Consider the following 12,339-nt stretch of genomic DNA (forward strand, 5'->3'; position numbering starts at 1 on the left):
CACCGGTGACCCGGAGTCGAACCAGGGAGGCAACTGCATGATCGGGATGGTCCTCGCGGCCGGTGCGGGGCGTCGGCTGCGCCCGTACACCGACACCCTGCCCAAGGCGCTGGTGCCGGTGGACGGTGACACCACCATCCTGGACATCGCGCTGCGCAACCTCGCCGAGGTCGGCCTCACCGACGTGGTGGTCGTCGTCGGGTACGCCGCCGACGCGGTCGTCACCCGCCAGGCGGAGCTGGAGAAGCGGCACGGCGTCACGCTCACCCTCGTGCACAACGACAAGGCCGAGGAGTGGAACAACGCGTACTCGCTGTGGCTGGCCCGGGAGCACTTCGCCAAGGGCGTGCTGCTGGTCAACGGCGACACCGTGCACCCGGTGAGCGTCGAGCGGACGCTGCTGGCCGAGCGCGGGCCGGGCATCCTGCTCGCCGTGGACACGCTCAAGACGCTGGCCGAGGAGGAGATGAAGACCACCTTCGACGCCGCCGGCCAGCTCACCCGCATCACCAAGCTGATGGACCCGGGCGAGGCGTACGGGGAGTACATCGGCGCGACGCTGATCGAGCCGCAGGTGGCCGACGCGCTCGCCGACGCGCTGGAGGCGACCTGGCGGCGCGACCCGAACCTCTACTACGAGGACGGCTACCAGGAGTTCGCCGAGCGGGGCGGCGAGGTGCGGGCCGCGCCGATCGGGGACGTCTCCTGGGTGGAGGTCGACAACCACGACGACCTGGCCCGCGCGCGGGAGATCGCGTGCCGCTACTAGCCCGGACGATCCTCACCCCGCTGCACATCGACGTGCGGCGGGGCGCGGTGGCCGACCTGGCGGCGATCCTGGCCGACGGGCGGATCTCCTCCGGCGGGGACGTCGCCGTGGTGGTCGGGCCGGGGCAGGGCGGGCAGATCGCCGAGCTGATCCGCCCGTCGCTGCGCTCGGCCGACGTGTTCACCGTCGCCGGGGGCACCCTGGAGGCCGCCGACGACCTGGGCGGGAAGCTGCGCGCCCGGTCGTACGACGCGGTGGTCGGCATCGGCGGCGGCAAGACGATCGACGTGGCGAAGTACGCGGCCACCCGGCGCGGCCTGCCCATGGTGACCGTGGCGACGAGCCTCGCCAACGACGGCATCGCCTCCCCGGTGGCGTCGCTGATCACCGGCGGGATCAAGGGCTCCTACGGGGTGCACATCCCGATCGCCGTCATCGTGGACCTCGACTTCGTGGAGGCCGGGCCGGAGCGGCACAACCGGGCCGGCATCGGCGACGTGGTGAGCAACATCAGCGCGCTGGCCGACTGGGAGCTGGCCCGCCAGGTACGCGGCGAGCCCGTCGACGGCCTGGCCGCGTCGCTGGCCCGGATGGGGGCCGAGGCGGTCCTCGCCCACCCCGGCGACATGACCGACGACGCGTTCGTCACCGTGCTGGCCGAGGCGTTGATCTCCAGCGGGCTGGCGATGGCGGTGTGCGGCACGTCCCGCCCGTCCAGCGGCGGCTGCCACGAGATCATGCACGCGATCGACGCGCTCTTCCCCGGGACCGCCTCGCACGGCGAGCTGGCGGGCCTCGGCGCGTTGTTCTGCACGTTCCTGCGCGGCGACGTGCGCCGCTTCGCGGAGATGTCGGCGTGCCTGGCCCGGCACAACCTGCCCCGGCTGCCGGCCGAGGTGGCGCTCACCGACGACCAGTTCGTCGAGGCGGTGCAGTTCGCGCCGGCCACCCGCCCCGACCGGTACACCATCCTGGAGCACCTGGCGATGTCGGCTTCCGAGACGCGGGAGCGGCTGGCAGACTACGCCGGTGCACTCCGCGACCTTGGCTGATCCCGCCCGCCCCTCCGTAGCCGACTTCCACCGGGTCAACCGGGGCGGTGGCCTGTTCAGCGAGTCGGTCAGCCAGTGGCTGGGCGCGGTGTTCGCGCTGGTCGCCCAGCGGCTCGGGCTGCGCCCCACGGCGCTGACGCTGGCCAACCTGGTGCTCGGGCTGGCCGCCTCGGTGACCGTGGTCGCGCTCGCCGACGAGGTGGCCGCCGGCACCGTCCCGGCCTGGGTGGTCGGGCTGGCGGCGCTGGTCGGCTGGCAGGTGGCGTACTCGCTGGACTGCGCCGACGGGCAGCTCGCCCGGGTGACCAAGACGGGCAGCCCGGCGGGCGCCCGGGTCGACGTGCTCGCCGACGTGGCCGCCCAGATCGCCCTGGTGGCCGCCCTCTCCGCCACGGCCGTGGCGCAGCGCCCGTCGACGCCGACGTGGCTGGTCGCCCTCTTCGCGGGCACCTGGATGGTCAACCTCGTCACGTCGGTGATGCAGTCCGGCCCGAACGCCGCCAGCATGGTCACCTCGACGTCGCTGCCGGTGCGGCTGGTGAAGCTGGTCCGCGACTACGGCGCGGTGATCTTCGTGGCGGGCCTGGTGCTGGCGTTCGCCCCGGCCCTCACCTTCTGGGTGATCGTGGCGTTCACGATCGTCAACGGCGGCTTCCTCCTGGCGAGCATCGCCTTCTCCGCCCGCGCCTCGTTGTAAGGAAGGGCACCTTGTCAACGCCTTCTGCATAGCAGGGGCCCCTTCTTGACCGCCGCTGGGCGGGGGCGCTGGGCGGCGGCGCTGGGTGGGAGGTGGCGGCGCGGTGCGGGCGGTGCAGAAGGTGCGCCATCGACGGGCCGACGTCGACGGGCTGGAGGTCTTCTTCCGCGAGGCCGGACACCCCGGCCAGCCGGCCGTGCTCCTGCTGCACGGGTTCCCCAGCTCCTCGCACACGTTCCGCGAGGTCATGCCGACGCTGGCCGACGTCGCGTACGTCATCGCGCCTGATCTTCCCGGCTTCGGGATGTCCTCGTCGCCGACCGTCGAGCAATACGACTACACCTTCGAGAACCTCTCCCACACGATCGGGAGGTTCCTCGACCAGCTCGGGGTCGGACGCTTCTTCGTCTACCTGCACGACTTCGGCGCACCGGTGGGATACCACCTGGCCACCCGCGCGCCGGATCGCGTCCGCGGCCTCGTCGTGCAGAGCGGCAACGCCCACGAGGACGGCCTCGGCGGGCAGTGGGACGGCGCCAGGGCGTACTGGGCCGACCCGACCGACGACAGGCGCGCCGAGTTGCCGGGCTGGTTGACCTTCGCCGGCACCCGTGACCAGTACGTCGCCGGGCTCCCCGAACGCCTGCGCACGCTGCACGCGCCCGAGTCGTGGCACCTCGACTGGGAGCGGATGGGCCGGCCCGGCAACCTCGACGCGCAGTTCGCGCTGTTCGGCGACTATGCCAACCACCGCGCCCGGTTCGGCGAGATCGCCGCGTACCACCGGGACCACCAGCCGCCGGCGCTCGTGCTGTGGGGGCGGCACGACGCGTACTTCGACGTCGACGAGGTTCTCGCGTACCACCGCGCCCTCGACCGTATGGACGCGCACATCTACGACGCCGGGCACTTCCTGCTGGAGACGCACGCGGCCGAGTGCGCCACCCTCATGCGGTCGTTCGTCCTCGACAACGTGTGACGGGGAGGGGGCCGATTTCGGCACTCACCAGGGAAGCCCCTTCCGTGCCATCGACGGTTGTCGTACTGTAACAACTCGTAGGCAAGCGCTTTCCCAGTGCGTGCGGCGCGCACGGGAAGCGTCCCTACGCACGCGGACGCACGTCCGTCACACCACCCCGTCCCTTGATCCCCTTCGGAGGACACGTGACCACACGTGAGAACGGCGCGACGCCCCGCCACCGGCGGTGGCGGCTCGCCCTGCTGCCGCTCGTCACCGCAGGACTGGTCGCCACCGGCCTGGCCGTAACCCAGACCGGCGCGCAGGCCGCCACCTGGCCGACGCCCAAGAGCACCACGACCGTGACCAGCACCCAGTCGGTCAGCGGCACCAAGGACTTCGGCCTGGTGCGCTACAAGGCCGGCGGCGCGATGGGCGACGGCGGCCAGAGCGAGAGCCAGAAGCCGCTCTTCGAGCTGGCCGACGGAGCCGTGGTCAAGAACCTGATCATCGGCTCGCCGGCCGCCGACGGCATCCACTGCAAGGGCAGCTGCACCCTGATCAACGTCTGGTGGGAGGACGTGGGCGAGGACGCCGCCACGTTCAAGGGCGGCTCGTCGGCCAACTACACCGTCGATGGCGGCGGTGCCCGGTCCGCCTCCGACAAGGTGTTCCAGCACAACGGCGGCGGCAAGCTCACCATCAAGAACTTCGACGTCAGCAACTTCGGCAAGCTGTACCGGTCGTGCGGCAACTGCTCGACCCAGTACAAGCGGACGGTCGTCATCCAGAACGTCACCGTGACCGCGCCCGGATCGGCGCTCGCCGGCATCAACACCAACTACGGCGACACCGCGACCTTCTCGGGCATCACCATCTACGGCGACAGCAGCAAGAAGATCTCCATCTGCGACCGCTACACCGGCAACAACACCGGCAAGGAGCCCGTGAAGACGGGCAGCGGCCCCGACGGTACGTACTGCAAGTACACGTCGTCCAACATCGTCTACAAGTAGGGCCCGGCAGGCGCAGTTTCGGCCGCGACCCAGGCGGGCCACGCACACATCGTGCGTGGCCCGCCGCCTCGTGGAACCGTCAGCAGACAGGCCCGGCCCCAGCGCCGACTTTTCCAACCATCCCGGTCCACGCGTCGGATCGTGGACACACTGGATCGGCCACTCCCCGTAGTCTCCATTTCGGACGCATTCGCCCCGGCATCTAGCCAAGTCGGGAGTTACGCCCCGGATGTGTCCGGGGTGACCTGTGCGTTCAGTCATCGACGTCTGCCGTGGCGCGGGCAGTCCGCTCCGTCGCTCGTACAGGCCGACAGGGCCTGGCGTGCCGACGACCTGACCCGCTCCTCGAACCTGCGACGTGCGGACGTGCGCTAGCGACCAACGGGGAGGAAGACTGTGCGTGGATCCGGCGGGCGAAGGCTCGCGACGGTACTGATGATGGCGGGTGTCCTCGCCGCTCCGGGTGGGATACCGACCCAGGCCAGGGCGGCGGCTCCGGCTTGTCCGACGGCGGCCGGCCTGCTGGCCGCGCTGCGGGCCGATCCCCTCACCGACGAGGCGGCCGGGAATCCCGCCGTGCTGGAGGGCGTGAGCTGTGCCCTGCCCTGGGCCACCGCGGTCGTGCCGGCGGAGGGGGAGTACGACGCGTCCTTCGTGCTGTTCCGCTACGAGGATGCGGCGGAGCAGTGGAAGCCGCTCAACGTCGGTTCGGGCGGGGTCTGCGACGAGTCGGTGCCGACGGAGATCGCGGCCCAGCTCGACGGATGCCAGCTCAACGACCCCGGCGACGAACTGCCCGACGCCGATCCGGTCGAGGAGACCGAGGATCCCTCGGCGACCCGGGACGCCGACGGTGGCACGATGTCCGCGTCGGCCTCCGCGATCGGTGGGCCGATCACCCGAAACGAGATCATGCAGCGCGCCCAGGGCTGGGTGGACCACCAGCCCGGCCCGTACAGCCAGCAGGGGTTCTCCTGGGACCCCACCCACACCCGCAAGTACCGGCGGGACTGCTCGGGGCTGGTGGGCATGGCCTGGCACCTGAACGCCGACCCGAGCACGCGGACGCTGCCCCAGTTCTCCAACCAGATCAGCAAGGCGGACCTCCAGGCCGGCGACATCCTCAACATCGCCTCGAAGCACGTCGTCCTCTTCAAAAGCTGGAAGACCGACCGCCGGCACTTCACCTACTACACCTTCGGGTCGACGCCGGTGAAGATCAGGACGGCGGCGATCGACGCCGGGACGATCGACAGCCACCAGGCCACCAGCTACGTGGCGCGGCGGTACACGAAGATCGCGGCACCCTCCACGCCGCCGCCCCCGCCGACGCCAGCCGGGCGCGCCGCCCCGACGGTCGCGTACGACCAGGGTGACGGCACGATGCGGATGTACCGCTGGCTCTCCGACGGCAACTCCTTCAACCGCACCACCGACTACGACTCCGGAGCCTTCCGGCTCAGTGCCGTCGGCGACCGCATGGCCTCCGGCGACGTCAACGGCGACGGCAAAGACGACATCGTCATGGCCTACCAACAACCCGACGGCACCTTCTCCTACTACGTCTGGCGCAACGGCAACTCCGCCGCCAGCGTCTGGTACGACAGCGGACCCTTCACCCTCAGCAGAGTCGCCGGCCGCCTCGTACTCGGCGACTTCAACGGCGACCGCAAAGCCGAACCAGCAATGGCCTACGACCAAGGCGACGGCACCATGCGGATCTACCGCTGGCTCTCCGACGGCAACTCCTTCAACCGCACCACCGACTACGACTCCGGAGCCTTCCGGCTCAGTGCCGTCGGCGACCGCATGGCCTCCGGCGACGTCAACGGCGACGGCAAAGACGACATCGTCATGGCCTACCAACAACCCGACGGCACCTTCTCCTACTACGTCTGGCGCAACGGCAACTCCGCCGCCAGCGTCTGGTACGACAGCGGACCCTTCACCCTCAGCAGAGTCGCCGGCCGCCTCGTACTCGGCGACTTCAACGGCGACCGCAAAGCCGAACCAGCAATGGCCTACGACCAAGGCGACGGCACCATGCGGACTTACCGCTGGCTCTCCGACGGCAACTCCTTCAACCGCACCACCGACTACGACTCCGGAGCCTTCCGGCTCAGTGCCGTCGGCGACCGCATGGCCTCCGGCGACGTCAACGGCGACGGCAAAGACGACATCGTCATGGCCTACCAACAACCCGACGGCACCTTCTCCTACTACGTCTGGCGCAACGGCAACTCCGCCGCCAGCGTCTGGTACGACAGCGGACCCTTCACCCTCAGCAGAGTCGCCGGCCGCCTCGTACTCGGCGACTTCAACGGCGACCGCAAAGCCGAACCAGCAATGGCCTACGACCAAGGCGACGGCACCATGCGGACTTACCGCTGGCTCTCCGACGGCAACTCCTTCAACCGCACCACCGACTACGACTCCGGAGCCTTCCGGCTCAGCGTCGTCGGCGACCGCATGGCCGCCGATGACGTGGACGGCGACGGCAAAGACGACATCGTCATGGCCTACCAACAACCCGACGGCACCTTCTCCTACTACGTCTGGCGCAACGGGAACTTCGCCGCTCGTGTCTGGTACAACAGCGGACCGTTCAGCCTCGGCAACGTGGCCGGTCGCCTCGTGCTCGGCAACTGGTAGCCACCGCCCCGGGCACGCCCCGTGAGAACGGTGCGGCCCCTCCGTCGCCGGAGGGGCCGCACCGTTGGCCCGATCTCTGTCCTGCCGGTGTACCGGTCAGACCACCGTGCAGGCGACGCCGTTGAGGGTGAAGGCGGTCGGCTCGGCGGTGCTGCCGCTGGTGGTGGCCTGGAAGCCGACGTTGATGGTGGCTCCGGGGGCGATCGTGGCGTTGTAGTCGACGTTGCGGGCGCTCACCTGGCCGCTGGACGGCGAGTAGGTGGCACCCCAGCCCGAGGTGATCGACTGGCCCGAGGGCAGGGTGAAGGCCAGCGTCCAGCCGTTGATCGCCGAGGTGCCCGTGTTGGTGATGTCGATGCTGGCCGTGAAGCCGGTGCCCCACGAGTTCATCGTGTAGGCGACCCGGGGACCGGTGCCGCCAGCCGGGGGCGTGACGGTGGGCGTGGGAGTCGGGGTGGTGGGCGGCGGCGTAGTCGGCGGCGTGGTGCCGTTCACGCTGGTCACGAAGGTCATGATGCTGCGGGCGGGCAGCGTGACGGTGAGGGAGCCGTTGGACATGGTGAGCGCGTTCTGGGGCGCGACGGTCCGGCTCGCGTCGGTCAGCCAGTTCGAGACGCTGCCGGACGCGGTGGCACCCGACAGGGTGAACTGCTGGCTCACCGACGAGGTGTTCTTGTTGACGGCGACGATGACGACGGTGTCGCCGCCCCGGTACGCCGACACGTAGACGTTCGACGCCGGGTTCGCCGTCGCGTCGATCCGGGTGTAGCCGGGCCGGACGAACCGAGCGAAGTGCGCCATCATGGCACCGCGCTTGCTGATCTGGCCGTCCTCCCGCATGGGGCCGTAGCTGCGCCGCAGGTACCACCACACGTACGCCTGGAACTCGGCGTCCACCATGGCGCGGTGGATGTGCTCGCCCACGTCGAGCGCCTCGGGCCAGGCGTCACCCGAGTTGGCGTTGCTGTTGGGGTAGTAGACCTCGGTCATCCACAGCTCTTTGCCCGCACCCTTCTGCTTGAAGAGGGGGTACGGGAAGTTCGAGTACGACGTCCCGTAGAGGTGGGCACCGATGATGTCCACGTTGGCCAGCGCGGCGGCGTCGTTGAGGATCGGGTCCGACATGGACTTGACATACTGGAACGACTCGGGCGCCATGACCCTGGTGCTGATCGAGCCGGCGTTCTCCTTCAGGAACCGCACCATTTCGGTGGTGGTCCACCAGGTCCAGTCGTGCGCGTAGTCGGGCTCGTTCTGCACGGAGATGCTGTAGAGGGGCACCCCGTTGTTGCGCATGTAGGTGGTGAAGTCGTTGAGGTGCTGCGCATAGGCGGCGTACGAGCTGTAGCGGAGCCGCTTCGCGTTGGTCTGGCTGCCCCGGGTGAAGGTCTCGATCATGCTGGCGGGCGGGTTCCACGGCGACGCGAAGACGGTCACCCCCAGCTCGACGGCGCGCTTCGCCGTCGCGAGGTCGCGACCGAAGTCAGCCGAGCTCTCGCCGACGGGAATCCGCAGGATGGAGAAGCCCAGGCGGCCCTCGCCGGTGCCGAACGCCGTCTCCCGCTGGGAAGCGGTCAGGTCGCCGATCCAGGCCGCGTGGGCCATGGCGCCGTACCCCTTGATTGTCTGCCGCTGCGCCGACACGTTGATGGTCGCGGGCGCGGCCGAGGCGCCCGTGGCCCCCAGCAGTGTCCCGGCCGCTGCGGCGACCGGCACGGCCCCCACCGTCGTCAGGACGGCTCTCCGGCTCAGCGTGCGCCGCTCGCCGCTGACCGGCCCGTTCTGATCTTGCGTCATGGTGCGTCCTCCTGGCTGGTGGTGGTGATACGCGCGCGTGCCCCGGTCCTGCCCGGACCGGTCGGCACCGCCCTCCAGCGTCGCCCTGGGGACTGCCCTTGACCCCGGCGTCAATGACCCGTCGGCTCTCATCGACTGACGCCACTGTTAGCGATAACAGATCGAAAGTTTAGGTTCCGTCCATAACACGGGTCAAGCACCCAGCGGGCCGGTGAGCAGGCGAACCGGCACCGACACCGGCGATGACCGGCACCGTCCAGCCACGGCCAGGCACCACCAGGAAGGCCGCGAGCGCATCAACAACCTTTCGACGTACGCGAACGGCCCGCCGACCGGTCCACCAGGACAAGATGCGCCCGCGATCTTGCACTTAGGGCCCAGGCAAGAGGGATGAATCCCTCTTGTGAGGGGCCGAAAGTGCAAGATCGGCGCGTCGTGGAGGGCGGAGGGCTGCGGCCCAGGAAGCAACGCGCCCCGGCTCCGAAGTGGGGAGCCGGGGCGCGTCACTGTGTAGCCGGTGCGGAAGGCCGCGCTAGTTGCTCTTGAGGGTCGATGTACGTGCGCCAGCCCTGGGCGTCGAAGGCCAGCTTCGGGCCGAACTCAGCGGGTCGCCCGACCGACCGGCATCATCCGTGCGACCCGACGGAAGGCTCACTCAGATGCATGACGACCATGGCGCCCTGGCCCTCACCGAACTCCCAGCCGGCGATCACCTTGCTGCCCGGCAAGGCGGCGATCGGCCCGAAATCGCTCGGGCACTCACCGGGGCCGAGGTAGTACGCGCCGGCCATCCGTGCCCAGTGAGCGTCGAGACACAGCCCACGAAGATGCCGTCGTAGCGCATCGTCGCCGACCTGGTCCAGGGCCGATTCCCAACGAGGGTCAACCACACTGACCTCGGACGTGACGTACCCATCCCGCACGAGGCTGTCGCCGATGTCGGACAGGCCGTCCGGAGCGCTCATCGTCCACGTCGCCGCCCGCATCGCGTCCAGCAGCGAGCCGTCCGTCCGTGGCCGCAGAAGCAGGTGGGGAAACAGCCGGTAGCCGTCGGGGGTGAGTTCGTCGAGACTCAGCGAGCCGGCCTGTAGCGCCCTGCCGATGTCCCTGCCCCACACCAGGGCCCGGTCGTCGTCCGTCGTGACGGTCAGCAGCGGCTGGAGCGCGGCGGGCCGCACCTCCGTGGCGACGAACGCCGACCTGGCCAGGTCGGGCACCCAGCGGTCCGGATAGAGCTCATCACCGCCCTGGTCGCCTGACCTCCCGTCGATGTCGGCCACGAGTTCGCCGGGATCAAGGTCCTCAAGTGCCTCGCCGGCGGTCTCGTCGTCGTAGTAGAAGACCGCGTACGTCCCCGCCGCGTCGAACTCCGCCAACGGCTGGCCGAGCAACAGCCCGAACGCGTGACCAAGCAGGTCGTCCCAGTCGGACACGACGTCTCCTTCGGATAGTTGTCGCCCAGCGTGACCGGCACCCCGGAACCGCGCACGGGTGATCATGCCAACCCCGTATGACAGGCTGCGGAGCGCAGGGCACGTGAGACAGCTCCACCCCTGTCGTGCGACAGCCGAGATGCGCAAAGCGCCCCGGCTCCGAGAAGGTAAGCCGGGGCACGTCACTGCCTCGCTGGTGCGAGCAGCGGCGCTGGACCGTGTTTCAGAAGTCAGAACCTCGGTAGGTCTAGCCGCCGGCTTGGAGCCGTGTAGGCATCGTTCCCTCGCACAAGGCAATCAGGCCCTGGTCACCTGGCCCGAAAGCGGCAACCCAAGTCTCAACCAGGAGAATCACGCCCCGATCGTCCATCCCGAGGAAGTACCGACCCTGGTCCAACTCGCCCAGCGGGTAGAGCGACCGTCCGGTCTCATCACCCCACGCCAGGAACCGATCCTCCTCACCGACGCAAAGCGACGGATTCAGCTCGAACGGGACGCGCGCCGCCGTCCGTCCCGGTCCATCAAGATCGACGACGAGTTCGCCGAACTCGGCGAGGAACGCCTCTGCTGCCGGGTGCATGTCGAGCCCAACCAGTTCCGCTCGCCATCGCGCCGTCTCCACTCGCCGCCCCGAGCGCCACCCGGCGCGCTGCAACGCCCGCTCGACGTCAGGCGGGAACCTCCCGACCATGCACTCTCCTTACCCCGCTGCTGGTGCCATCGCCGAACGCAGCTCCGGAGGTTCGCAACCCCGCCGGGCCAGAACCAACCACGGCTCGCCACACACTGATAAGAGAAACGGCCTAGTTGCTCTTGAGGGAGTCGATGAACGTGCGCCAGCCACGGGCGTCGAAGGCCAGCGTCGGGCCGAACCTGTCCTTGCTGTCGCGGACGGCCACCCCGTCGCGGAGGTCCGCCACCTCGACGCACGCGCCGCCGTTGGAGTCGCTGCGGGTGGACTTGCGCCACACCGCGCCGGTGAGGTCGGGGTTCGACATGTCAGCCTCTACTTCATCTCGTCGGCGATCCGCCGGATGGAGCTTCCGGGACCTCATTTCAGCTGAGCGCCAAGCTTCGCAGGCATGAGTGGCGGATGCGCCAACTACACCTATACCGCAGGCGCTGACGAGCAGCAAGAATTCGGGCAAAACTTCTACGCGAGCGCGCGGATCCCGCCGAACGGGCCAAAGCGTCAGTAACCCGGCCGTTGCGCGTCCAATCTCCTGACTGCTCAGATCTCTGGCGGCGGCGGCTCGTCCGCTCCCCGCGCCTTCCACGGCTGGTGCACGGTTATCCAAGCTTCCACGTCCTCCACCAGCCAGACTGCCCCGCCAGCCAACCGGTCAAACGGCTCGGGGAAATCAGGTCGACTGGTGAGCTGGACGACCCGGACGCGCGAGACGCCCAGGCGCTCCTGAAGCTCTGCACTCCCGTACAGCTTCCGTCGCCAGCCCATTGTTGAAGCATCCTGAGCCGACCCCCTTACTAATTCGAAAGTAGGGACGAATCACCTTGAAGTGCTGGCAGGAAGCCATCTGTAGACTCCCAGACCCCCCTTTCTTACTTGACAGGGGGTCGCCGATAGGTTCCCCTGGATGGGCAACGGAGACGGGGCTACCAACCGCTCGGATCGTGCACCAGGCACAGCGGATGTCGCTGGCGCGCTGGACGAAGCACAGCAGCAGACCGGGTTGCGGCGAGGCTCAGCTCCGAGGTGTTGGCCCATGGGAAGAGAGAAGTCACTACATTCGGGAGGACTCATGGCTCGGCATGCGAAGAACCCGACACGCCCCGGTCTGCTGCGCCGGCTCCGGCCCTTCAAGCCCCGTCGCGCGAACCCACCCGACTGTCTCTGCCCACCGAGGACAGTCCCGGATCGGCCGGCGGCATACCGGGCCATCGGCGTGGCGCGGGTGCCCTACCTGCCGGAACGGCCGGCGCCGGCCCTCGCCGGGGACCATCGCG

At 69.3% G+C, this 12,339-nt stretch carries 10 protein-coding genes; 6 read left to right on the forward strand and 4 right to left on the reverse strand.

The features are described from left to right. Positions 1-37 precede the first annotated feature (37 nt). The 6 genes from TK50_RS00870 (at position 38) to TK50_RS00895 (ending at position 7,144) form a co-directional block, all read left to right on the forward strand. Positions 38-769, forward strand: coding sequence for a phosphocholine cytidylyltransferase family protein (locus TK50_RS00870; protein ID WP_043960869.1), 732 nt, complete (start codon positions 38-40; stop codon positions 767-769). Then, entirely contained in the window at positions 757-1,821 is a 1,065-nt protein-coding gene (locus tag TK50_RS00875) for an iron-containing alcohol dehydrogenase family protein (RefSeq protein ID WP_043960870.1), read from the forward strand. Before TK50_RS00870 ends, TK50_RS00875 begins: the two co-directional genes overlap by 13 nt. Next, positions 1,799-2,518, forward strand: a complete 720-nt coding sequence (locus TK50_RS00880; RefSeq protein WP_043960871.1) for a CDP-alcohol phosphatidyltransferase family protein — start codon at positions 1,799-1,801, stop codon at positions 2,516-2,518. Before TK50_RS00875 ends, TK50_RS00880 begins: the two co-directional genes overlap by 23 nt. A 103-nt stretch (positions 2,519-2,621) precedes the next feature. Continuing rightward, positions 2,622-3,497, forward strand: a complete 876-nt coding sequence (locus TK50_RS00885) for an alpha/beta fold hydrolase (protein ID WP_043960872.1) — start codon at positions 2,622-2,624, stop codon at positions 3,495-3,497. 185 nt (positions 3,498-3,682) lie between these two features. Next, on the forward strand, positions 3,683-4,492 hold the full coding sequence (locus TK50_RS00890; RefSeq protein ID WP_082106109.1) for a pectate lyase: 810 nt from the start codon (positions 3,683-3,685) through the stop codon (positions 4,490-4,492). A gap of 435 nt (positions 4,493-4,927) precedes the next feature. After that, complete coding sequence (locus TK50_RS00895) at positions 4,928-7,144, forward strand: FG-GAP repeat domain-containing protein (RefSeq protein ID WP_043960873.1); 2,217 nt, start codon at positions 4,928-4,930, stop codon at positions 7,142-7,144. A 96-nt stretch (positions 7,145-7,240) separates the two neighbouring features. Here TK50_RS00895 and xynC read toward each other — a convergent pair whose 3' ends face one another. The 4 genes from xynC to TK50_RS00915 all read right to left on the reverse strand — a co-directional run bounded on the left by xynC (position 7,241) and on the right by TK50_RS00915 (position 11,372). After that, positions 7,241-8,941: a glucuronoarabinoxylan endo-1,4-beta-xylanase XynC gene (gene xynC, locus TK50_RS00900; protein WP_043960874.1), complete on the reverse strand. Its 1,701-nt coding sequence runs from the start codon at positions 8,939-8,941 to the stop codon at positions 7,241-7,243. 626 nt (positions 8,942-9,567) lie between these two features. After that, positions 9,568-10,374, reverse strand: coding sequence for a hypothetical protein (locus TK50_RS00905; protein ID WP_043960875.1), 807 nt, complete (start codon positions 10,372-10,374; stop codon positions 9,568-9,570). Positions 10,375-10,621: 247 nt separating this feature from the next. After that, positions 10,622-11,065, reverse strand: coding sequence for an SUKH-3 domain-containing protein (locus TK50_RS00910; RefSeq protein WP_043960876.1), 444 nt, complete (start codon positions 11,063-11,065; stop codon positions 10,622-10,624). 112 nt (positions 11,066-11,177) lie between these two features. Continuing rightward, positions 11,178-11,372, reverse strand: coding sequence for a DUF397 domain-containing protein (locus TK50_RS00915; RefSeq protein ID WP_043960877.1), 195 nt, complete (start codon positions 11,370-11,372; stop codon positions 11,178-11,180). Between the last annotated feature and the right edge of the window lie 967 nt (positions 11,373-12,339).

It is taken from the genome of Micromonospora haikouensis, assembly GCF_000876225.1.
GTDB classification, from domain to species: domain Bacteria; phylum Actinomycetota; class Actinomycetes; order Mycobacteriales; family Micromonosporaceae; genus Micromonospora; species Micromonospora haikouensis.